This window comes from uncultured Imperialibacter sp. (genome assembly GCF_963974565.1).
GTDB lineage: Bacteria > Bacteroidota > Bacteroidia > Cytophagales > Cyclobacteriaceae > Imperialibacter > Imperialibacter roseus.
In genome coordinates this window covers 57,194-79,707 of record NZ_CAXBCJ010000017.1, presented here as the reverse complement: position 1 = coordinate 79,707, position 22,514 = coordinate 57,194, and the positions used below count along the sequence as shown (strand labels likewise).

At 45.3% G+C, this 22,514-nt stretch carries 18 protein-coding genes; 7 read left to right on the top strand and 11 right to left on the bottom strand.

All coding sequences use genetic code 11. The annotated features are described in order from the left end of the window. Positions 1–4: 4 nt before the first annotated feature. From AAC052_RS20660 to AAC052_RS20645, 4 genes are all read right to left on the bottom strand, one after another. Positions 5–913, bottom strand: a complete 909-nt coding sequence (locus tag AAC052_RS20660; RefSeq protein ID WP_339815315.1) for a DUF4340 domain-containing protein — start codon at positions 911–913, stop codon at positions 5–7. 47 nt (positions 914–960) lie between these two features. Further along, a complete protein-coding gene (locus tag AAC052_RS20655) occupies positions 961–2,478 on the bottom strand; it encodes a Gldg family protein (RefSeq protein ID WP_339815314.1) in 1,518 nt (505 codons plus the stop codon). A gap of 12 nt (positions 2,479–2,490) precedes the next feature. Further along, positions 2,491–3,216 (bottom strand): ABC transporter permease, encoded by a 726-nt coding sequence (locus AAC052_RS20650; RefSeq protein WP_317490881.1) that lies wholly within the window; start codon positions 3,214–3,216, stop codon positions 2,491–2,493. Between the two features lie 103 nt (positions 3,217–3,319). Next, complete coding sequence (locus tag AAC052_RS20645) at positions 3,320–4,243, bottom strand: ATP-binding cassette domain-containing protein (RefSeq protein WP_317490880.1); 924 nt, start codon at positions 4,241–4,243, stop codon at positions 3,320–3,322. Positions 4,244–4,575: 332 nt separating this feature from the next. On the opposite strand from AAC052_RS20645, the gene AAC052_RS20640 reads away from it, so the two are divergent. Then, positions 4,576–6,498 (top strand): PAS domain-containing protein, encoded by a 1,923-nt coding sequence (locus AAC052_RS20640; protein ID WP_339815313.1) that lies wholly within the window; start codon positions 4,576–4,578, stop codon positions 6,496–6,498. A 274-nt stretch (positions 6,499–6,772) separates the two neighbouring features. On the opposite strand, the gene AAC052_RS20635 is transcribed toward AAC052_RS20640, so the two are convergent. Next, positions 6,773–7,222 carry a DinB family protein gene (locus AAC052_RS20635; RefSeq protein ID WP_317490877.1) on the bottom strand — a complete coding sequence of 150 codons (450 nt, stop codon included), beginning with the start codon at positions 7,220–7,222 and terminating at the stop codon, positions 6,773–6,775. A gap of 309 nt (positions 7,223–7,531) precedes the next feature. Between AAC052_RS20635 and AAC052_RS20630 the strand changes: the two genes are divergently transcribed. Genes AAC052_RS20630 through AAC052_RS20620 form a run of 3 tightly spaced genes read left to right on the top strand, consistent with a single transcriptional unit; the run spans position 7,532 to position 11,712 of the window. After that, positions 7,532–8,878, top strand: coding sequence for an efflux RND transporter periplasmic adaptor subunit (locus tag AAC052_RS20630; RefSeq protein WP_317490876.1), 1,347 nt, complete (start codon positions 7,532–7,534; stop codon positions 8,876–8,878). Between the two features lies 1 nt (position 8,879). Then, a complete protein-coding gene (locus AAC052_RS20625; protein WP_339815312.1) occupies positions 8,880–10,220 on the top strand; it encodes an ABC transporter permease in 1,341 nt (446 codons plus the stop codon). Further along, positions 10,213–11,712, top strand: a complete 1,500-nt coding sequence (locus tag AAC052_RS20620) for a TolC family protein (protein ID WP_339815311.1) — start codon at positions 10,213–10,215, stop codon at positions 11,710–11,712. Before AAC052_RS20625 ends, AAC052_RS20620 begins: the two co-directional genes overlap by 8 nt. 303 nt (positions 11,713–12,015) lie before the next feature. Here the strand turns inward: AAC052_RS20620 and AAC052_RS20615 are convergent, their stop codons facing one another. After that, on the bottom strand, positions 12,016–12,609 hold the full coding sequence (locus AAC052_RS20615; RefSeq protein WP_339815309.1) for a hypothetical protein: 594 nt from the start codon (positions 12,607–12,609) through the stop codon (positions 12,016–12,018). Positions 12,610–13,214: 605 nt separating this feature from the next. Here AAC052_RS20615 and AAC052_RS20610 point away from each other — a divergent pair. From AAC052_RS20610 to AAC052_RS20600, 3 genes are all read left to right on the top strand, one after another. After that, on the top strand, positions 13,215–15,038 hold the full coding sequence (locus AAC052_RS20610) for a sodium/sugar symporter (protein WP_317490869.1): 1,824 nt from the start codon (positions 13,215–13,217) through the stop codon (positions 15,036–15,038). Positions 15,039–15,118: 80 nt separating this feature from the next. Next, the gene (locus tag AAC052_RS20605) at positions 15,119–15,625 is read left to right on the top strand and encodes a thioesterase (protein WP_317490868.1); all 507 of its coding nucleotides are present in this window, start codon (positions 15,119–15,121) and stop codon (positions 15,623–15,625) included. A gap of 22 nt (positions 15,626–15,647) precedes the next feature. Then, a complete protein-coding gene (locus tag AAC052_RS20600) occupies positions 15,648–16,691 on the top strand; it encodes a hypothetical protein (protein ID WP_339815308.1) in 1,044 nt (347 codons plus the stop codon). Here the strand turns inward: AAC052_RS20600 and AAC052_RS20595 are convergent. The 5 genes from AAC052_RS20595 to AAC052_RS20575 all read right to left on the bottom strand — a co-directional run bounded on the left by AAC052_RS20595 (position 16,682) and on the right by AAC052_RS20575 (position 22,506). Continuing rightward, positions 16,682–18,019 carry a YihY/virulence factor BrkB family protein gene (locus AAC052_RS20595; RefSeq protein WP_317490866.1) on the bottom strand — a complete coding sequence of 446 codons (1,338 nt, stop codon included), beginning with the start codon at positions 18,017–18,019 and terminating at the stop codon, positions 16,682–16,684. The genes AAC052_RS20600 and AAC052_RS20595 overlap by 10 nt on opposite strands. A 200-nt stretch (positions 18,020–18,219) precedes the next feature. After that, positions 18,220–19,374, bottom strand: a complete 1,155-nt coding sequence (locus AAC052_RS20590; protein ID WP_339815307.1) for a hypothetical protein — start codon at positions 19,372–19,374, stop codon at positions 18,220–18,222. Beyond that, on the bottom strand, positions 19,361–20,044 hold the full coding sequence (locus tag AAC052_RS20585; protein WP_317490864.1) for an ABC transporter ATP-binding protein: 684 nt from the start codon (positions 20,042–20,044) through the stop codon (positions 19,361–19,363). The genes AAC052_RS20590 and AAC052_RS20585 overlap by 14 nt, the downstream gene beginning before the upstream one ends. Before the next feature lie 19 nt (positions 20,045–20,063). Next, entirely contained in the window at positions 20,064–21,275 is a 1,212-nt protein-coding gene (locus tag AAC052_RS20580; RefSeq protein WP_339815306.1) for an FtsX-like permease family protein, read from the bottom strand. 16 nt (positions 21,276–21,291) lie between these two features. Continuing rightward, a complete protein-coding gene (locus AAC052_RS20575; RefSeq protein WP_339815305.1) occupies positions 21,292–22,506 on the bottom strand; it encodes an FtsX-like permease family protein in 1,215 nt (404 codons plus the stop codon). Between the last annotated feature and the right edge of the window lie 8 nt (positions 22,507–22,514).

Sequence of the window (22,514 nt, the reverse complement as noted above, 5' to 3'; positions counted from 1 at the left end):
AGCCCTACTCTTCCTTACTCAAAAAATAGGCCGACCCTTTGAATATTTTGTCCTTCAAGCTGGCATCCTTAAAGTACTCTTCTGCATTGAAGTCAGAATGCACCACCAACTCACCATTGGGCAGGTAGCCCTCCACTTTAAGCGGATTACCACTTTTAACAAGGTAAGTCACGCTAAACAGCGGGCTTCCAACTGGGTTAAAATCATCAGCAAAGTTTCGATTGGACAGGTAGGCAATGCCTTGCAGGTATTTGGCGGTGTTGGCTGAGTCGGCAGGTTGACCGCCCAACAACCATTTGCCATCTGTTTTACTGAGTGTGAAGGCTGAATCCGGATACTCAAATGTCACCTGATAGACGCTGTCTCTGGTAAACCTGGCTAGCTGCTGGTTGCGATACGAGGCAGAATTGGTCGAAAGACTGGCACCCATAAAGTTGGCCGCTGAATAAACTTCCGGCTCCTCAAACAGCCTGACGTAGGTACTGAACTGCCGCTGCCCTTCCATATTGAACCTTCCCACAACCAGGTCAAGTGTTTTCTCACCTCCTTCAAAAACTTCTACCCTCGTGCCGGCGCTATCGACCTGGTAGTCTTTCCACTTCGACTCATCTTTGGCTACCAGCCTGCTTGGCTTCACTGACATCAGGCTATTTAAAATACCTTTAACGCTCGAAGACGTTGCGGCCACATTCTTTCCTGCCGGTGTATTCACTCTCCACTGGTTCTCCCCCTTTTCCACCACGAGTTGATCACCGTTGGCTTCGATCTGCAGTTTTGTTACGGCAGCAGTATCAATCTTCACCAGCTCCGACCTAAACGACTTACTTCTACCCCTGTCTGTTGTGAACTGAACCACAAAGTAAAGAGCAATGAGTATCCCAAGAACACCCAATAGTTTCAATGTACTTTTCATAATTCGTGTGATTTTTCCGCTTTACGAACAAATACTACTCAATGAATCTAATAATTGCCGGCTGCCCACTGTTGCCGCTTGCGGTTGTTTCTTTGCTTCCGCACAAAAGCATAAATGAGCAGCAGCAGTATTGGAAGCAGCACATTGCCATATTTTAGAAGCTCCTTTGTGCTATCCTCCAGCTGAACCAGTGGCCTGGCCGTTACTCCCTTGGTTCGAAGGTCAATCAAACCCGTGTCGTCCGACAGCCAGTCGATGGCATTGGAAGCAAAGCTCACATTGTCGGCATTGAGCTGTTGCTGCTGCCCTTGCGGCCCATTGATAATAAATTGACCATTCGACACCACCACCATCTTCGAAGATGCAGTACCACTCAGGGGGCCTTCAACAGCCATTGCCACTGGCAGCGAGCTGTTTTGAAAATCATTCTCCGTCCACTGTCTTTGTATGTCGACAGTAGTCGGCGGACTAACCAGGCCGGAAAGCTCGGAAGTCATGAGCAGGCTGGTTGAACGAAAGGTGGTATCAGTCTTAGTAAAGTTAATCGTGCTGGCAAAAGGCAGAAAGACTGATTCAAGTCCTTTGGAAGCAGGATGGTCGGAGAAGTTTTTAATGATAGGAAAGTAAGGAAAGGCAATTTGCCGGTTCATTGTAAACTGCCCCATTTGCTGCCGTACTGAGACCGGCGCATTCTCCGCATCTACCACAAACTCCCTTCCCATTTGAATGCCCAGCCTTGAAAGCCAGCTGCTTACGCCTATGTCGTTCGCAGTCGACAAATACGCCTGGCTTAAGTCGCCGTTCAGGTTACTGTAGGCGACGAACATGGCACCACCATTGGCCAGGTACTTATCGAGCTTGGCGAAATCTGCCTGCGGAATGGTATCTTTTGGATTGATCCATGCCAGCGACCTGTAGTACTGCGGTACTGCGGCCGAATCAGAAAGACCAAAAGGCTCTATCTCATAGAGCACCGACAGCTGTTGGTATAGCTCAATCATTTCCTCCAAAGGTGCCTCTCCATGCCCCTGTATCAAACCAATCTTAGGTTTGTCGGCTATGGCTATTTTTTTAATAGCCGTAGTAAGGGCGTATTCCATGGCTGCTCCAGGCTGTATCAAAGGAATAATCTCCTTGCGGTCGCCCATCTGAATGATGGCTCCGAGGTAAGCCCTCATTTGTTTCATCTGATCCTTTTCCCGCACATTTACCATTACCGGATTCACACCGGCTTGTTGCGCTTCCTGCTCTTTCTGCTCATTTTCGTTTGGGTTCAAAAACTCGTAGACCAGATAGCCGTCCGACCTGTTCTCGTATTCCAACAGCAAATCTTCAAAATCCTGACGGGTGCTCACAAGCTGCGTGGGCAAGTCTTCCGAAAAATAGGCTTTCACAGTGACCACCTCAGGCAAATCTTCCAATATATCTTTAGTGGCCGTGCTGAGTGTGTACCGCTGGTCTTCGGTAAAATCACCTCTGAAGTACAGTTTACTCGACAGCAAGTTGACTACCACAAGAATGCCGGTCACGATAGCCAATTGAATAATTACGTTTCTTCCCTTCATGTCAGTAGTTGTTTAAGATTGCCAATTGCGACGTGAAAGCATTGCCTGGGAAAGCAATAAAGAGATAGCTATAAGAGAGCCAAAGTAGATCAGATCACGAGAATCGATTACTCCTCTGCTCATAGAATCGAAGTGGGTTTGCATGCTCAGGTAATAGAATACTCCACCCACAGCCCCCCTAAAACTGGATCCAAGCACATCGAATAAGATCTGAAAGAAAATTCCAATAAAAAGTGCCATTAGAAAGGCGACGATCTGATTACTTGTGGTGCTGCTGGCAAATAGCCCGATACCAATATAGGCTGCCGACAGCAAAATGAGCCCAAGGTAGCCTCCGATAATGCCGCCGTGATCCACATTACCCAGCTGCGACACAGTTATGTAGTAAGGCAGCGTGCACAGCAGGGCGATAGCCACCAGCAAAAGGCAGCCGAGAAATTTACCTACAACAATTTGGAAATCGGACACGGCCTTTGTCGACAGGAGCTCAATGGTTCCACTTTTATTTTCTTCTGCCAGGGTCCTCATAGTGATGGCCGGGATAAAGAAGAATAAGGTCCAGAACGAAATTCCGAAGAAAACCTGTAAGCTGGCCTGGTTGATCATAAATATGTTGCTTCCGAAAAGCCAGGTAAAAAACCCGCTCATTCCCAGAAAAATAATGATCATTACATAAGCGATCAAAGAATCGAAATAGGAGGCCAACTCTCTTCTGGCAATGATCCAAATCTTGTTCATATCAGTCGTTGTTGGTTATTATTAAAACGATATTCGGTTTCTGAGGTGTAAAGTCATGTTGTGTTTGCCGGGCTTGCCGCAGTTCGGTGTTGATGCAGCCAAATCAGTTGGTCAGCTCTCTGAACACGTCTTCCAGTTTGGTTTCGTGACCTGTCATTTCCAACAAGTACCATTTTTTCGATACACACAGGTCAAACACCTCTTTTCTGGACGAAACATCAGGCTTACTCCGAACTGAGAAGAAGCCGGCTTTTCCCTCCACTGGCTCGACAGTTTCTACTGATGCCAGCCCAAGCAGCGCCTTTTTGACGTCAGCATCGGCAGCCTCAATTTTAACAGTCAGCAGTTCTTTGCCCTCGGCCTGACTTCTCAATGTGTCGGAGGTGCCGTCTGCCACAATCCTGCCCCTGTTAATAATCAGAATGCGGTCGCAGGTGGCCTCTACTTCCGAAAGGATATGAGAGCTAAGAATCACCGTTTTTTCCTTGCCCAGCTTTTTGATCAACTTCCTGATCTCTATGATTTGGTTGGGGTCGAGGCCGGTGGTTGGCTCATCCAGTATCAAAATTTCCGGGTCGTGAATCATGGCCTGTGCAAGCCCTACCCTTTGTCGGTACCCTTTAGAGAGCTCACTTATTTTCTTGTGACGCTCTCTTTCCAAACCGCACATGTCTATCATATCGCCTATTCTGGAGGGTATTTTTGCCTTGCTCACCCCCTGTATTTCGGCGCAAAACCGCAGGTAGTCCACAATCGCCATGTCAGTGTAGAGTGGATTATTTTCGGGCAGGTAGCCTATCTTCTTCTTTATGTCCTCCTGCTCATTAAGGATGCTCAACTCGTCCAGCCTGACATCGCCACTCGTGGGTGCCATGTAGCAGGTAATCATCTTCATGGTAGTGCTTTTCCCAGCACCATTTGGCCCCAAAAAACCAACTACTTCACCGGTATTAATTTTGAAGGAGATATCATTAACTGCCTTCTGCTCTCCATATTTCTTGGTCAGGTTCTCGACAACTATTGACATGATTTTTCTGTCTTAAAAAACAATTAAGAAGTTTTCAACAACTACCAGTTTACGTGTACAATTCCAAAGAATTCTAGGAAACGGTGGCAATTTTATAAAAGCCTAAAGTTTTTGTCAAGTTTATATCAAAGGCTAATTGTTAAAAAATATTAAAAAAATATGGCACATGTAAAAGACCCATTACTGATATTGCGTTGTTAATTCAGACGATAGCGGGAGTCGAAAATCAGCCTGCTTTCTTTTTCGCCAGCTATTAATTAATAAGTTGTTAACTCTTACGCTTGACTGTAGTGAATTTCACTAAAGCAGGCCTTTTTGTAAATTCAACTTTCATGAAAAGAAGCAGAGGAACGCCCACCAACACTGGCAAAGAAACAGAAATTAATGAAAGCATTAAGGCCACCATGTCCAACCCCTATCATGGAGTAGCGTTGATAGACAAGGACTATTCTATTCAAAAGTTTAATCCCCATTTTGAGAGCTATTTTTCACAAATTACGGGTATAGCACCAAGGAGAGGGCTTTCAGTTATCAATTCGCTTTTCGCAAAAAATAAAGAAGCCACTTCCTCGCTTTTCGAACAGGCACTTAGCGAACAAGATGAAATAAGTGGTATAAGTATCAAAGATACTCACTATAGCATTCGTCTTGAGCCAGCGCTTGATAGAAAGGGAAACTTAATTGGTGCCTTCCTTTATTTGATAAGTGAAAACGATGCTAGCGACAGTGAGCCCACAAAAGTTCAAATGAACTTTCAGGCCCTTCTGGAGACAAGCGGCGATGCAGTCATTGTTTTTTCTCCTGAAGGCAAACCAATTTATGTGTCGCCCTCTGTTGAGAATATCCTTGGCTATACGCCAGAAGAGACGATGCTGCTCGACATGTATTCAAGCCTTCATCCGGACGACGTACCTGGCAATCAAAAAGTGATGGAGAAAGCGATTCTCAACCCGGGCATTCCGATAAAAGGACATCGTTCAAGAATTATTCACAAAGACGGTAGCTACCATCTTTATGATTCAACCGTCGTCAATCTGCTTAACGACCCCTCAATTGGGGGCATTGTCGACAATATTAAAGAGGTTACCGAACCTACGCCTTTCGGTGGATTGGATGCCAAATTTACGAACCTCTACTTGAATGCTATTGAAGACTCAAAAATAGGTGTTTGGGAAATTGATCTCATATCTGGCAAGTCGGTAAGGAATCGAATTCATGATCAAAGTTTTGGGTACAGTGAAGAGCTTGCTCAGTGGGATTTACCGACTTTGCTTCAACATATCCACGTGAAAGACCGGTTGGCTGCGAAAGAAGTTTTCGAAGCGGCCAAAGCAGATGGCTCCTTCGACTTTGAAGCAAGGGTAATTTGGCCTGACCAATCCGTCCATTGGCTTGCACTAAAAGGAACTTATGTGAAGAGCTCCGAAACCAGAACAGAAAAGCTTAGCGGGTCGGTAATTGATATCACTCTGCGTCGGAACAATTTTCAAGCACTTCTCAATAGCGAAGGTCGCCTAAAAAGCATAATTGATAATATATCGGAAGGTTTGGTAATTGCCAACAAAGGGGGCAGGCTTCTTTACTGGAACGCAGCAGCGATCAAAATGCATGATTTCATGTCTTTGCAAAGTCCTCCCCAAAATTTTACCGAATTGCTTAAGTACTTTAGGGTGGAGCAGCTAAATGGAAAGTATTTGCCCGTCAGCAAATGGCCACTACCGAGGCTGTTGAACAATGAAAATGTGGATGGGCTGGAAGTTAGAGTGCGAAGCATTAAAAATCGCTGGGCAAAAATTTTCAGGTACAATGGCGGCTCATTTGCAGACCGTGAGGGAAACCTGGTTTACTTTCTCACCATTAGCGACAGGACAGAACTAAGCAATATCAAAAAGCACTTGCGTGACAGTGAAGAAAGGTTTTTAGACGCCTTCCATGCAAGCCCAGTAGCGCTATGCATTACAAGCAACAAAGACGCCATCTGTCTCGAGATCAACAAGAATGCGGAAGAATTGCTGGGCTACAGCTACGAAGAATATACAGGCAAGCCAATTCTAACACTCAACGGTGTGCCCCTGGCCGAAATCAAAAAAATATTTAGCCGAAAGGGTGAGCCATCAAAGTCCAGAGAAAGCAAACTCTCAATCAGCACAAAACAAGGACAAAAAAGGCTGATACTTTTTTCGGTTGAACAGGTCATGCTCAATGGTGAGGAATGCAGATTAACAGTTTTTGTGGATATTACGAATAGCAAATAGCCCAGGCTTGTGCAAAGTCAGATGTTGGATCAATCTGTATTTCTGGGGATCGAATGTTTCGTTTGTTGTTAAATAAAAAAGTAAAACTGGTTCAATGCGTCTCGCCAGGCCGGGCTTCTCCAGTCAGTTAGGCTTGGATCTTTTGCTTTTTTATGACCACTTGGGATATTGGATTTAAAGGGCGACCTCCCCAGATTTTCCCGCTTGATCCCAGATGTTGACTATTTCTACGGCCCACAAAGCTTAGGGGACTTGTTGCGAATAGACTTGGCAGCTATTTAGCCGCAGTCTTACCGAGCATCTTCCTAATCAGGCTTACCTGCCCAATGTGATATGCCTCGTGGCTAAGGTATTTTACTATCACATCACCCTTTTCTCTATCGAGGCGTCCCTGGCTATCCCATTCTAAAACCCAGGCGGAGATGTCATTGAACTGTTCCTTGAGAATATCAAGGCACTTCAACCAGTCAATAGTCTTCGGCATTTTTCGGGGATCACCAGTCTTGCCATAGTACTGCTTGAGTTCCTGCGGAAAAGTCATCTCGCCTGTCAGGTCTTCCAGCAAAGTATCTCTTTGAGAAGCAATATGGCCCACGATCCAGTGAATATTGTTGATGTTATCGTGAGTGAACGCCAGTGTTTCATCAACTGTGAGATCCGCCAGCAATGATTCTATTTTTTTCTGATTGAATTCGAGACTGGAGATAAGAATATGAGACGACATAAAAAGCTTTTTGCGTACACGAAGATAGTAAGATGCGCCCAATAACTGCCAACAATCAGCCTGAAATAGGCAAAATAACCTAAAAACAGGAGCGATTACTTGACTTTCGGCTAAATAAAGTGTCGTCAGGTAAATACATCAACTAAATTGTTAGGTATATTTGTAACTAATAATTTTTTCTAAAGTATACCAACCGTACCGCAATTTGAGTTATAAAAGAAGTTAATTACCTCTTTTGATTTTTTTAGTATGATTTTTGTGCAAATTCATACTTCTGTTAAATGTGTATGCTAATTGAACTTAACCATCATGAAAAAAAGATACATTCTGCCTGCTTCTATTCTCATACTACTCGTTGCTGTTTTGTATTTCAGCCAGAGCAAGGGCAGCGAGGAGAACGACATTATCGTAAATGTGAGCAAAGGAAAATTTGTGGTTGACGTAACCACCACTGGCGAGCTCAGCGCCCTGCGTTCGGTAAGAATTTTGGGTCCCACAAGAGCTCAAAATTATAGAATTTACAACCTAAAGATAGAAAGCCTGGTTGATGAAGGAACCGTGGTTAAGAAGGGGGACTTTGTAGCATCTATTGACAAATCTGAGCTTCATACCAGGCTTTCGGATGCAGCAAACAACCTGGAAAAGGCGCAATCGCAGTATGAACAAACAAGGCTTGATACAGCGATCAACCTGAGAGCTGAAAGGGAAAAAATAATTAACTTAAGATATGCCCTGCAGGAAAAACAATTAGTGCTTGATCAGTCGCAGTTCGAGCCACCTGCAACGGTAAAGCAAAACCAAATAGCCATGGAGAAAGCTCAAAGGGAGCTAGATCAGACGGTGGAAAACTATCAATTAAAAATTCAGCAGTCGGTGGCCAAAATGCAGGAAGTAGGCGCCACTTTGAGAAAAGAACAGTCTGACTATAATTCTATGAAGTCTCTGCTTGAAGACTTCAACATACTCGCCCCTCAGGATGGAATGGTTATTTACACAAAAAACTGGGATGGCAACAAAATCGCAGCAGGTTCGCAAATAGGTGCCTGGAATCCAGTTGTGGCTACACTGCCCGATTTGACACAGATGATGTCGGTGACTTATGTCAATGAAGTAGATATCCGGCGAGTGGCCCCGGGGCAAAAAGTTAAAATTGGCCTCGATGCCTACCCCGACAAGGAGTTGAGCGGTGAGGTAATGAAAGTCGCCAATATTGGTCAGCAAAACCCGAATTCGGACGCCAAAGTTTTTGAAGTAACCATCAATGTCAACGAAAGGGATCCGTCTCTGAGGCCTTCCATGACAACCAGCAACAACATAGTTGTTAGCGAGCTCGATTCGGTAGTTTTTGTCCCCCTTGAGGCCATCCATTCACGCAACGACTCCATTCAGTATGTAATACTAAGCGACGGCACCAAGCAGGAGGTCGAAATGGGATTATCCAATGCCAATGAAGCCATTATCAAGCAGGGCCTTTCGGGCACCGAAAAGGTATACCTTTCCCTTCCTGCCAATATGGATGAAGGCGAAATCAAGCTCCTCGAATCGTTAAATGGTAAGCGAAACCAGGGCGAGAAAAACGAAGTAGCTGAAGTGACTGGATCGTCGGCCACACAACCCGGCTCAGGAAAACCTCTAGCCAACAACCCAAATCAATAAGATGAACAAGAAGCTGCTGGCCAACTTCCAAATTGCCCTGGAGGCAGTTTTGGCCAATCAATTGCGTTCACTGCTAACCGCACTGGGGATCATTTTCGGAGTAGCCGCTGTCATTGCCATGCTGGCCATAGGAAACGGCGCAGAAAAAGAGATCCTTGAGCAAATAAAAATGGTGGGCGTTAACAACATCATCATTGAGCCGGTAGTAGAACAGGAAGAAAAGAAAATAGACGCCGCCAATGCCAAGGGGGAAGAAAAGAAGAAATTCTCCCCGGGTCTTAGAATGGCTGATGCGCAAAGCATTTTTGAGACGATACCAGACATCCAGGCTGTGAGTCCGGAATGCGTGATGGAGACTGTCATCATCAAAGACGGTTTTCGAAGATCAGCCAAACTCGTCGGCGTAATGCCTTCCTATTTTGATATTGGAGCTTTTGCCCTGAATCAAGGCAGTATGTTCAGTGAAAGTCAGATTGAGGGAGGTCTTCCTGTGTGCATCATTGGCAAAAGCATCAAGGGGAGGTTTTTTAGCAAAGAAGACCCAATTGGAAAAACCATCAAAGTTGGCAACCAGTGGCTGGAGGTAGTTGGGGTGCTGGACGAGCGCCTTATCTCTGAAAAAAATATAGCCAAGCTCGGTATTCGAGACTACAACATGGATGTATACGTCCCTATTAAGACGTTCCTGATCAGGTACAGAAACAGAGAGTTGATAACCGAAGCTATTCTAAAGGCCGCTAATCGAAACAACAATGACGATGGCAGCAGCTCCGATCAGCAGCCTAGTAATTATCATCAAATCGACAAGCTCGTCATTCAGGTAAAAGATGCTTCAAAAATGCAAAGTACAGCAGAAATCATCTCCAGAATGATAGAAAGGAGACACTTCGGAGTGATCGACTACGAAATCACCATTCCGGAGTTATTGCTTAAACAACAGCAGCGAACACAAAACATCTTCAATATTGTGCTTGGAGCCATTGCAGGAATTTCGCTGCTGGTTGGAGGCATTGGCATTATGAACATCATGCTGGCATCTGTTATGGAGAGGATCAAAGAAATTGGGCTTCGTCTTTCCATAGGCGCACAGAAAACCGACATCGTCACTCAATTTTTATTCGAAGCGATGATGATCAGTGTCAGCGGCGGCATAGTCGGCGTGGTGCTCGGCATTAGTCTCGCTCTAAGCATATCCAGTTTTGGGGACTTCCCCACCATCATTACTTTTTCTTCTGTCATCGTTTCTTTCGGTGTTGCTGCTACAGTAGGTCTTGTGTTTGGGATTGCGCCCGCACAGAAAGCTGCCAGCCAAGACCCAATAACTTCTTTAAGATATGAATAGAAAATTGTGTGTGTCTATCTCACTCCTGGTATTCCTGTGCATCCAGATCAAAGCCCAGGACTATAATTTCAATCTCCAGGAAATTATCCAGCGTGCAAAAGACCAATCTCCAGCAGCCAAGCAGGCCGAGACACAAAGGAACAACAGCTACTGGCAATACCGGACTTTCAAATCTAACTACAACCCCCAGGTAACGCTTACTGGAAATGCTCCTGGCTATTCCAACCAAATTACAGGCGTGCAGCAGCCAGATGGATCTGTCGTTTACCGAACATTGAACCAAACTTACTCGAATGCTGCCCTGGGTCTTCAGCAGCCTATTGCTGCTACAGGCGGCAATATCTCTGTTAACACCAATCTCTTTCAATTTCATAATTTTATTCCTAACCCTGGTGACCCGGCCACCACATGGCAAAGCACATTGTTCAATCTCCAATTGCAGCAGCCTCTTTTCGCCTTCAATCCTTTAAGGTGGGATAAGAAAGTGCAGCCCATAATTTACGAGCAAAGCAAAAGGAGTTATGTTGAGGATATGGAGTTTGTGTCCAGAATTGCCGTTGACAGATATTTTGGAGTACTTACCGCCCAAATCAATCTTCAGATAGCTCAGTTCAACCTGGCTAACAACGACACTATTTATCAGATTGAACAAGGGCGGTACAACATCGGAACAACGTCGGAAGATAAATTGCTTCAGGTGCAACTCCAGTTGCTTCGCTCCCGCCAGGAAGTAGCGCAGGCTAAATTAGATTTCCGCAATAACGTGTTACGTCTTAGAAACTATATAGGGTTAAATGAATTGAGTAGTTCTGCGGAAATTGAGCTAACGTTACCAGAAGACATTCCAATTTTCGAAATCAGCGAGGAGGATGCTTTGAGGTATGCCAAGCAAAACAGGTCCCAGTATATTTCTTTTGAACGAGATAGGTTAATTGCGGAACAAGCAGTGGCCCGGGCAAAAGGGCAACGATACCAGGTAAACATGGCAGCCTCCTACGGAGTAAATGGCACTTCTTCCAGCCTTTCCGATATTAGCGCCAATCCCAACAACCAGGGCATCGCCAGTATTCAGTTTAGTGTCCCAATTGTGAGCTGGGGCAGAAATAAATCCCGGCTGCAAACCGCATTGGCCAACGAACAGCTGACCCAATACACAATTGCCCAGGAGGAATTGAATTTTGATCAGGAGATTATTACCCAAGTGCGGCAATTTGACATGTTGCAGCTACAGTTGGAGATTACCAAAACAGCCGCTGAAGTAGCACAGAAGCGGTATGATGTGGCTCAAAATCGTTACCTGATCGGAAAGATTGACATCACCAACCTGAACATCGCACTCACGGAAAAGGACACTGCCCGCCGCAGTTACACCGATGCTCTGCAAGCCTATTGGAGGGCTTACTATGATCTTCGCAGGTTGACTTTGTACGATTTCGAAAACAAAACGCTTCTTTACAATCCAGAGCTTGAGCAGGAGGTAACAGAATATTGACAGGCAGACGTGATTTTTTTCATCCTGACAGAGAAGCAAGTATTGTTGCCTCAGTTGTTAAATTCTGTTAGCACAGCAGCGCAAAATACGGGCCTTCTCTCACACTAACGAGTTACGGTCAAGCCCTTTGATGACTTGACGAAATATACGCTTAAACGATTTTCAGGAGAACAGACTACTATACACTCCTGACGTAAAATAAAAAACCGGAGGCCTTCGCCTCCGGCAATATCTTCAGTTAAAAAAATTCTTTGCTTTTGAGTGGCTAAAGTAAGCTGGCTTTCACCAGTATCAAGAAAAATATTATAAACTCCTTACAATTGTTTTGTCTCCCATCGTAACTTCCATCTTCACGTCGCTGGCAACTATGTTGCTTAGGTCGAATGTTTTGCTGAAGCTACCCATCTCGTCAATGGCGCCATTAAAGAAGATGACCCCATTCTTGTCAGCAATCTTAACTTTTACTGCCTGATGACCTGTCTTCTTCACCACCAACTGATATTTGCCGCTTGATATCTCCTCAACATCTACGGCGTAAATTGCCCTTACTGCCGACCTGTTCTTCACATGCTGAATAGTTTCTTCAATCACCTTGCCGTCCCGCTCAACCGTCATACGGTAAGTTCCGTCGGGCAAATCCTGCAAATTGTAGGGGCGCTCAAATGAAGTAGTGTAAGCAATCTTTTCCTTCATCAGGGTATTGCCTTTTTCGTTGGCGATTTTGATTGTTACCTGGCCTGGGCTGTCGGCGTCGAAACGCAGATTATAAATACCCATCGCCGTGCTTTGAGTGATTTTTACTTGTGATGATTTAGTAGCTTCATTAGTATTTTTGGAAGCTAAAGCCATACTGGTAACCATTACCAGCATTGCTGCTGTTGACATAACTTTTTTCATAATATTCGAGTTTTAAACCTTGTGATGTTGTACGGGCAAGGTTTCGGCCAAGTTCTGAGAAAAGGTGAAAGATATTTTGAAAATAAAACTACCAAAGGAGTAAAGAAGGTAGCTGGATTAGTTTCTTATCAATAGAAGCAATTGTTTATTAATACATTTTCAAAAAAACAATCGTTACGCCTCAAGCGCTGATAATAAACCACCACCCCGAGGGTTACAAAAAAGAAGTAAAAAAACCCTCTCCACCACTTAAAAAAGAAATACCCCGTTCATGTCGATTGTAAACCTTTTTCAAATCCGTACACACTTGTGGTCACAAACGGACACCCTTGGTGAACTTTTGGCTGTGTTTTACCCAAGCTGAAGCAAAGGGGCGCATGAAACCCAATACAACAATTGGCTTTCACAGTGCTCAAGACGCCTGAAGTGAGTTGCAGTGTTTCGGGCTTAACATCAATAACTTGTATAATTCTAAGTTGTCTTCCATCCTGCTTCAGTCCATTCCCAACGCCTATTTAAACTAAAGTTGCTTTGTGATAAGCCCGCAAATGCGTATTATGCTGCCCAATTAGTGAAAATCCAGCCACTTAAACCACATTGCTGTTATGAGCTTTTCGTCAATTGACATTGTTGTATTTTGTATTTATGCTCTTATCATCATAGGCATTGCCTGGTGGGTCTCCAGAAAAAAGGAAGGCGTTGAGCAAGATTCAACCGACTATTTCCTGGCAGGAAAATCACTTCCCTGGTATGCAATAGGCGCTTCTTTAATCGCCTCCAACATTTCGGCAGAGCAAATCATTGGTATGTCCGGATCGGGGTTTGCCATAGGAATGGCCATTGCAGCCTATGAATTAATGGCTGCAGTAACGCTGCTGCTGGTGGCCAAATACCTGTTGCCCATCTATTTAAATAAGAAGATTTTCACTATGCCTCAGTTTCTTTTGCTGAGATATGATGGCAGGGTAAGAACTAGTTTGGCTGTATTCTGGCTCCTTCTCTATGTTTTTGTCAACCTAACAACGGTGATGTTCCTGGGGGCGCTTGCACTTAATACTGTTATTGGCATTCCATTCCTGTATGGCATACTGGGTCTTGGCACATTTGCTCTCCTTTATTCTATTTACGGGGGATTAAAAGCCGTAGCCTACACCGACATTATTCAGGTGATATTCCTTGTCATCGGTGGTATTCTCGTATCAGGAGTCGCCCTTAATTTAGTAAGTGGCGGCGAAGGTGCTTTTAGTGGCTTCCTCACCCTCATCAGGGAAGTACCTGGTAAGTTTGATATGGTTTTTGATGTGGACTCCACTTATATGATCAATGGTGAATCCAAGTCGTCCTATATGGATTTGCCCGGAATTTCGGTACTTATCGGAGGCATGTGGATTGCTAACCTGGCCTATTGGGGATGCAACCAGTATATTACCCAAAGAGCCCTTGCAGCCAAGAACCTTACTGAAGCACGTAAAGGCGTGGCATTCGCAGCCTTCCTGAAAGTGATCATGCCCATCTTTGTGGTGATCCCGGGTGTTGCAGCATTTTACCTTGTAGATAAAACAGGAGACGCCAACATCATTAATGCTATGATGAGCGACGGGCTCATGAAGCCTGACAAGTCTTATCCGGCTATGTTGTCTCTCGTGCCAGCCGGACTGAAGGGAGTAACATTTGCCGCTTTAATTGGTGCCATTATTTCATCGTTGGCTTCTATGATGAACTCAACGGCGACGATTTTCACGATGGACATTTACCATAAGTTCATCAATAAGAATTCTACTGAAACCAACCTTGTGAAAATCGGTCGTATTACCAGCTTCGTTGCTTTGGCAATTGCGTGCCTTGTAACGCCCGCACTGGAAGGCTTCGATCAGATGTTTCAGTATATCCAGGAGTTTTCGGGCTTTGTGACCCCCGCCGTCACTGTCATCTTCCTATTTGGAATGTTCTGGAGCAAGTCAACTTCCAACGCAGCTCTGTGGGTCGCTGTGCTTTCAATACCTATCAATGCCTTTTTCTATTTCTTCGTACCCGAAGTGCCATTTATTGACCGCATGGGTTTTGTGTTCATTGTCCTTTGCTTTGCAATGATCATCATCTCGTGGATCGACAAAGCGGACTTCAAATGGAGAAATCAGAATTTCCTCATCATTGTTGGCTGCCTTTTCCTTTTTATCATTATGGAGGGTGGAAACCACGAAATGTTTGATGGAACGATCCTGAGCATGGATACTCATATCGGAAAAACGCTTATTCACCTGATGAGCCTGATGTTTGTGGCTGTTGCACTGTTCCTGTCTCAAGGAATAGACTACGACAAAAAAGCCATTGATATATCTAAAAAGGTTTATCGATCGTCGAAACAGTTTAATACCATGGCGCTCATCATCGTTGTGCTGGTGACTCTCATCTACATTATATGGTGGTAGTGCCCACTCAATAAGACCTGAAGGCTCGGAAATATCCGGGCCTTTTTTGTTAATTTGGGTTGCATTCAAAGGCAGGCAACATGGGCAGCACAAGTACACTTACGGAGAAACAAGAAAAGTTCAGACAGAAGATGCTGAACCCATTTCTTTTCTGGGTCTACACATTTGGCAACGTCCCTGCAGGGTGGATGGCCGGAATGAGACTAAAGGAACTGAGCAAAGAAAGGGCGGTTACTACTATCCCTTTCAAATGGCTTAACAAAAACCCTTTCAAATCTATATATTTTGCTGTTCAAAGCATGGCTGCAGAGCTTTCCACAGCGTCCATTGCCCTTTTGGCGATAACGGACAGGAGCCCGAGTGTGGCCACCATAATTGTTGATTTGAAAGCAGAATTCCCAAAAAGAGCGACTGGAAAAACCACCTTCACCTGTGAGGATGGTCAGAGAATATTTGAAGCAGTTGAGCTAGCCATAAGCACGGGGCAGCCTCAAACTGTGACTGCCAAAACCACCGGCACTTTGCCGGACGGCACAATCGTTTCTGTGTTTCACTTTACCTGGTCTTTTAAACAACGTTCTAAGTAATTTTATGAGGTTAGCCAGCATAATGCGCCATTCTTTCCCGCTTGTTCTCTTTCCACTTTTATTCTCCTGTGGTGGCCTCTCCACACAGGGTGATGAGGCGATTGATCCAAGGCTTTCTCCTGAGAAAAAGGAGGTTCTGAAATATCAAAGGGAAATAGCCTCGCTGGATATTCGAAAAATCACCACCTACCTTTACGACTGTGAGTCTACAGAGCCCAGAAGTCGCAGCACGGTGCTGGAAGAAAGGGAGTTTGACGAAGAAGGAAGGCTGCTGAAACAGGCGGCCTATGAATATTCAGGTGAGCTAAGAAGCAGAACCCACTATTTCTATGGACCGGAAGGTGACAAAACCTATCAAAACCTGTATAACCTAAACAATATTGTCATTCAGACTAAGTATTACGACAAGTTAGGGTATGATACGCTCACAACAGACTTCCTTGAAAGCGGACAGGTAAGAAGTGAAATGCGAAAGATTGTCACGCTGAACCCTGACGGTTTCCCTATTAAAATAGAGGAAAGAGATAATCTGGACAGAACCCACACCGTGGCCACCTACTCGTACAAAGACGAGGTGTTGCAGGAAGAAACGTTTACACGGTTTAATGTGGTGTCGGGCGATGAAGTGGCTACCCAAGTGATCCAGTACAATGAGTTTGGTGATCGCATCTACATGTCAAGCTCCACTGCAAGCATTATTGAGGACGAGGTATCGATGGAGTACGAATACAATAAGCACAACAAGATTGCCCATGCTCGCCTGCTGAACAAAGACCGGCTCGTTATCAGGGAGAAGGTCAACTCCTTCTATGGCGACGGAACTCCCAGCCATATTTCAGACTTCCATATCGATGAAACCACGGGAGACACCACCCGGGTCTATGAAGAGAATTTCAATGATAGCGGAAAATTGATTTCGTATTACATGAAGGCAGCGGCAGGTAACATCACCCAAAGTGGAGAATTCACCTATGACAAAAAAAAGCTTCTTGATGCGATCGAGTTCAATCAGGAGCAAAACCCCAACTACATCTGTACTTATCTGGAATACGAATACTACAAATGAAGCTCGCCAAGGGGCCTGTTCACCATTGACTTGTCCATGTCAGCTTCCATTGTATCAATCGTCTGTAACATAAGTGTAGCCTCATCATCATTGAGAATACAGATATTGTTCAGACCTCTGTTTTCAAGGCGGTCAATCACCAGATAGGCAGTAATTAAATCAATGTCCATTGCCGGCTGGTAGGTGCTGTCTTCCCGTTCTCCATTATTAATCTCAGAAAGGATTTTCACCTCTACTAACTCTCTGACAATCACATTGGCAAACCTGAAAGGAACAAGCAATCTGTCTGTAATTTCCCCAACCGTGAGGCCTGGCTCTCCATTTTTAAACCTGAGAATTAATAGCCTTACAACAAGCAGAGCAATGAATTCCTTGTGACGGGTACTAGGTTGCAAATGCTCATTAGAGAATTCATACCTCGCCGCATTTTGGTGGGCAAATGAAAGCTCAGCTCCAAACAACACAATCATCCAGCTGGCCTGGGCCCATATCAGAAACAAAGGAAGGGCGGCTAAACCACCATAGATGTCGTTGTACTTTGAAACACCCACCTGAAATTCTATATACCCCCATTGAAGCAGTTGAAAGGCAGTTCCTGCAACGACGCCGGCGATAACAGCCGACTTTACCTTTACACCGGTATTAGGCATGATCAGGTAAAGAAGAATTAATAGAAGCCAAATGAGTGTATAAGGCAAAAATTTAAGCAGAAACAAGATAAGAGGGGCGAACAAATCCAAAAGCTCAATCTGCTGAGTGAGAGTTTGCACCTCAGAGCTGGCTAAAACTGTGAGAGAACTGGAAAAGAAAACCAGGATTGGCGAAATAAGCAGTATGGCTGTGTACTCGGATATCTTTCGTTGTAAAGAACGCTGCTTTTTGATCTCCCAAATATCGTTAAAAGTCTCCTCTACGCTATTAAGCAACCGTAAAACCGTGTAAAGCAGCACAATCAAACCTACCCCTGCCACCACTCCTCCTTTGGCGTTTTTCAGCATATTTTCTGCTGCTTCAAAGGCAAACTCAGTCGCTTGCTCTTGCCCAGCCAGCAACGTGCTGATAGAATTTTGAATATCGAACCCAAATCCTTTACTAATGCCAAATGCAAGGGCAATAACCGGAACAATGGACAGCAAAGTGAAATAGGTCAACGCTGAGGATTTAACGCCAACCTCGTCTCTTATAAATCCTTTGCCTGCCAGCACAAGTACCCTAATCTGTCGGTAAAAAAACCTTCTGCCTTTCGGAAGCGAATCAAGTTTAATTCGCCAGATGTCAGTTTCTATGAATTGAGTAATATTTGTAATTTTCTCTTTCAACGACGCCATAAAAGGACTTTAGTGGTTAGGCTATTTTGAGCAAAGATAAAAATACTCAATAAAGGAAATAAAAAAAGGAGCCGAAGCTCCTTAGTACCTGAACCCAAATATAAATTCATACCTGGGCAAAAGATTTGACTTTCTTTACGTCGATTCTTACTCTTTACACTATTAAAACATCCCTCAACTCCGAACCCCCTACAGCAAGGTTAAAAGCTCCATTTAACACGGGTGTAGGCTACCTTGGCCAGCAGCGTATACCCCTCTCCTATGTCGCCAAGAAAAAATTGACCGAGCAGGTCGAGGTCAAGGTTAGGAACCACTGAGTAGGTGACAAAAGGGCTCGTGAAACATCCCATGTCTGACGGAAAAACCATCACAGAAAGACCACCACTGACCAGCGGATGGAACGGATAGCTGGCCTGGCCGAACACCGACCACCGGTAAGGAGACAGGCTCCGCACATCCAATTTATTAAGTGAAAAGGCGCCCAAAGCACTTTGATCGGGCTCGCTTACACCGCTCGAATTGAATAAGAACGAACCATTGACATAGAATGAATTCGCAAAAGAGTAGTCGATTGAGCTTGAAGTAATGAACTGAGCCTTGCGCCCGGCCGCCTCACTGAACCAGGTCATTTCACCCTTGAATCCGGCATTTTTAATACTGCCAGCCCAGCCGCCTCCCACCACAGCATGCTCTTTCATTTTTCCGGCAAACCCTTGAAAATCGTAGTTCCATTTATTCGTACGCCAGATGCCAGCAGCTACAACTTTGCTCCACGAATCCGCAGCTTTGATGGTTCCCTCCACGCTGGAAGCAACCCCAGTATAATACTGCACCCTCAACGCATCGCTACCAGGCCTTTCCTCATAGTCGAAATCAAAGAAGGAGTAGGCATTGAAAATATCGTTGGGGTTCCAGACCAGGTTTTGCCCCCAGTTGATGCGCTGTCGGCCGACTGTAACCTCCAGGTTGTTTTTGTTCCATTGCAGGTACGCACGGTCAATCATCATGTGCAGCACCGCTTTGTCATTATTAATTGGCAGCACCGACATGTCCACGTAGTCGTTGTTTACATCCACATAGGAGCCGTAGTTAGGAATTAGGCCCAGGCTATTGCCAATAAAAAAGCGATTTCGCACCTCCAAAGCACCGGTCAGGTGTTCATTCAGATACCACTTTAGGTTGAGCCTGTTGTGAATAAGGTTGTCAAACCTGGCGTCGTTGGGCGTGGAGAAATTAGCGGTAAATAAGTCTTTCACATAGCCCTTGAGAGTTAACTTGGGAGCTTCGTCCTGAGCCTGCGAGCTAAACCCACCTGCCAGCAGAATAACCAGCCCTGCGTACTTAGCGAACTTCATCCGAAACTATTTTTCCATCTTCAAGCGTGATCACCCGTCTGGCTTTGTCAATCACTCGCTGGTCGTGGGTAGAAAAAACGAAGGTGGCACCCTCTTTCTCATTCATATTGGCCATCATGTCGAGCAAAGTAGCGGTAGAGTGTGAGTCAAGATTGGCCGTTGGCTCATCGGCCAGAATGAACTCGGGCCTCGACGCCAAGGCCCTGGCAACCGCCACCCGCTGCTGCTGCCCACCTGAAAGTTCGGAGGGTCGGCGGTTCATTTGGTCTTTCAGCCCAACTTTTGTTAAGAGTTCCACAGTCCTTGCTTTTCTATCCTTCTCGGTCTGCTTTTGCAGCAGCATAATGAACTCTACATTTTCCTCAGCCGTAAGCACCGGAATGAGGTTGTATGCCTGGAATACAAAGCCGATGTGCTGTAACCTGAAGTCAATGAGCTCATTGTCGCTGAATTTCGAAATATCCTCCCCTCCCAACTCTATGGTTCCTTCGGTGGGCACATCAAGCCCTCCAATGATGTTAAGTAGGGTAGATTTACCTGATCCCGACGGACCTACAATAGCCGTAAACTCCCCCTTCTTTATTTCAAGATCTACGTGATTCAAAGCGTGAACCGGCACCTTGTCGGGGTTATATGTTTTGCTGATGTTTTTAGCGTTGATAACTATCATTTCTAAAAAAAATTGAATGTTAAAGTTTTCTTAATGCTTCTACTGGTTTCAGTTTCGTGGCTTTGCGGGCCGGGTAAACAGCCCCAAGCACCGCCGTAATCACCACAGTGAAAGCGAGCATGAAATAATTGCTGGCATCCAGAGAAAGGTAAATAATTGAGTCGATGCCATACTGCTCGAAAGAAGCGGCGTAGGCCGAGAAATCAAACCCATGGGAGCTAAAGTAAACAATGGTCAAATACCCCATGAGCATTCCCAGCGGCGCACCCGCCAGTGAGATCAAAATTGTCTCTGTCATGATCATGGTGAACACACGAATACGCTTCATCCCAATGGCCATGAGCATACCTATTTCTTTGGTTCGCTCAAGCACAGCCATGAGCATGGTGTTGATGATGCCGAAAACCAGCGCCAGCATAATGATAACCATCAGCACCGTTTTGGAAATTTTTGTTTGCTGGGTCATCACCTCCAGGTCGGGGGCAAGGTCTTTGTACGAAGCCACCTCGAGGGCTGGCAGCGAAGTTTGTAAAGCAGCCTTCACCAGTTCCACTTCCTGAATATCCTGAAGCACTATCCCTATTTCTTGCGGTTGTACCCAGTCTGTTAGCTTTTCGAGGTCTCCCTTTCTCACAAATACCACTCCCTCATTGATTCGTGGCGATTTCGCTTTGATGATGCCCTCGATCCTGAAGGAGCCAGCCGTGATATTGTTGTGACTGTCCTGAAAAGTAAGCACCACCTTGGAGCCCAGTCTTACCTTTAACTTCTCAGCCATGTGCTGGCTCAACACAATTGGGTTCCGTTTTATTTCTGTAAAATAAGTGCCCTCGGCCAGCTGATCATCCAGGTAAGTGACACTCGCTTCAGCCTCCGGATCAATGCCATAAATCATCGCCCCCTGAGTGGAATTAGCTGAACCAACTATGCCGGAAACGATCAGTCTTTCGGAGTACGAAGCCACTTGCGGCATTCCAGCAAGCACAGTTTCTACTTCGTTTGGCCCATTTATGCTGTTATTGAAAGTCGGATCATTCTTGTAGGCCTTGTTGTGTAGCTGGACATGGCTATAGTCGTACTTGATTGAATTGCCGACCAAATTGTTGGTGATGCTGTCGGAAAAGGCAAACAAAAAAAGCAGTGCCCACACCCCCAGGATCATGGCACCGATAACCACTCCGCTGCGGAGTTTGTTGCGCCAGATATTTTTCCATGAAATATTAAAAATCATACTTCTTCAATTTAAGTTAACTGCGAAGTGCCTTGATTACCTTAAGCTTACCTACAATCCAAAGAGGATAGATCGCCATGAGAATCGTCATCACTAGCACCACCTGGGCCTGATTGACAAAAACCTCCGGCGCAAGCGAAAATGGCAGAATGGGTTCCATCCCTATTTTCTCGTACGCCTGAGCCATCTCCCCACCCACATGAATGGGGTTAAGATAGAAATAAGCCAGAATGGGGCTCGCCGCAATAATTCCCATTACCACACCCAGCACCGCCAGCATAATGATTTCCAAAAGTAGCATTCCCTGCATCAGCCGGCGTTTCATGCCAATTGACAGCATGACGCCAAATTCATACTGCCGTTCGTTGGTCATCATGAGAAAGGTGCCGAAAATGCCAAAGGCGATGATAGCATAGAGCACGTATAACATGATGCGTCCGCTGGCGTAATCAACTTCAATGCTCTGAACGAGCTCTGGCATCAGCTCTTTCCAGTCCATCACCTCATACACGGCCGTGTCAAGCTTAGAGGTCAAGTCAGCTTTCACCAACGGCACTGCTTCGGAATTGTCGAGCAGCAAAGCCAGGGATGTAGCCCTGTTGGGCATATTGAAAAAGTACTGAGCATCGCTAAGCATGATATAGGCGGCTTGTGCACTCATTTCCTGTGTCGGAAACTTCAATGTGCCTACTATCCGGTATTTGCCAGCTGCATTTGCCCCATGATAGCCCTGACTAATCAGCACAAGCGTGTCGCCAGGTGCTGCCTTCAGGTAGGTGGAAAGTCCTTCACCTATCATGATATCTCCAGGGTTGGAAAGGTATTGTCCCTCCACAATCTTTCCCTGCAAATCGGTGAGCCCTGTTTCCTTTATGGGGTCAATGCCATTGACCAGAACGCCCTTGGTAAGGGTTCCATGAGACGCCAGGGCAAAGGATTCAATTCTCGGTACATAATCGCTCAAGTCGGCCTCTCCAGACAATTTGGTCTGGAGGCTTTCCGTCACTTCCAGGCTATTGTCAAGCGTTTTGTCGTCCCAATAACCTTTTTCATGCACCTGGATATGGCCGGTGTAGAAGCGGACGGCATTTTCAATCATTCGCTCATAGGATCCCAACTGCATGCTCTGCATGATGCAGGCAAAAAAGACAGCAAATCCTATGGAAGCAAGAGTAATCAGCGTTCGGCGCTTATTGCGCCAGATATTACGCCAGGCTATCAATAGCAGCATAATCGATA

Coding starts and splice junctions, on each gene's coding strand:
- AAC052_RS20610 (WP_317490869.1), top strand. CDS start 13,215: ATGAGCTTTTCGTCAATTGACATTGTTGTATTTTGTATTTATGCTCTT.
- AAC052_RS20580 (WP_339815306.1), bottom strand. CDS start 21,275: ATGATTTTTAATATTTCATGGAAAAATATCTGGCGCAACAAACTCCGC.
- AAC052_RS20630 (WP_317490876.1), top strand. CDS start 7,532: ATGAAAAAAAGATACATTCTGCCTGCTTCTATTCTCATACTACTCGTT.
- AAC052_RS20600 (WP_339815308.1), top strand. CDS start 15,648: ATGCGCCATTCTTTCCCGCTTGTTCTCTTTCCACTTTTATTCTCCTGT.
- AAC052_RS20615 (WP_339815309.1), bottom strand. CDS start 12,609: ATGAAAAAAGTTATGTCAACAGCAGCAATGCTGGTAATGGTTACCAGT.
- AAC052_RS20595 (WP_317490866.1), bottom strand. CDS start 18,019: ATGGCGTCGTTGAAAGAGAAAATTACAAATATTACTCAATTCATAGAA.
- AAC052_RS20645 (WP_317490880.1), bottom strand. CDS start 4,243: ATGTCAATAGTTGTCGAGAACCTGACCAAGAAATATGGAGAGCAGAAG.
- AAC052_RS20660 (WP_339815315.1), bottom strand. CDS start 913: ATGAAAAGTACATTGAAACTATTGGGTGTTCTTGGGATACTCATTGCT.
- AAC052_RS20590 (WP_339815307.1), bottom strand. CDS start 19,374: ATGAAGTTCGCTAAGTACGCAGGGCTGGTTATTCTGCTGGCAGGTGGG.
- AAC052_RS20575 (WP_339815305.1), bottom strand. CDS start 22,506: ATGCTGCTATTGATAGCCTGGCGTAATATCTGGCGCAATAAGCGCCGA.
- AAC052_RS20625 (WP_339815312.1), top strand. CDS start 8,880: ATGAACAAGAAGCTGCTGGCCAACTTCCAAATTGCCCTGGAGGCAGTT.
- AAC052_RS20635 (WP_317490877.1), bottom strand. CDS start 7,222: ATGTCGTCTCATATTCTTATCTCCAGTCTCGAATTCAATCAGAAAAAA.
- AAC052_RS20640 (WP_339815313.1), top strand. CDS start 4,576: ATGAAAAGAAGCAGAGGAACGCCCACCAACACTGGCAAAGAAACAGAA.
- AAC052_RS20605 (WP_317490868.1), top strand. CDS start 15,119: ATGGGCAGCACAAGTACACTTACGGAGAAACAAGAAAAGTTCAGACAG.
- AAC052_RS20620 (WP_339815311.1), top strand. CDS start 10,213: ATGAATAGAAAATTGTGTGTGTCTATCTCACTCCTGGTATTCCTGTGC.
- AAC052_RS20650 (WP_317490881.1), bottom strand. CDS start 3,216: ATGAACAAGATTTGGATCATTGCCAGAAGAGAGTTGGCCTCCTATTTC.
- AAC052_RS20585 (WP_317490864.1), bottom strand. CDS start 20,044: ATGATAGTTATCAACGCTAAAAACATCAGCAAAACATATAACCCCGAC.
- AAC052_RS20655 (WP_339815314.1), bottom strand. CDS start 2,478: ATGAAGGGAAGAAACGTAATTATTCAATTGGCTATCGTGACCGGCATT.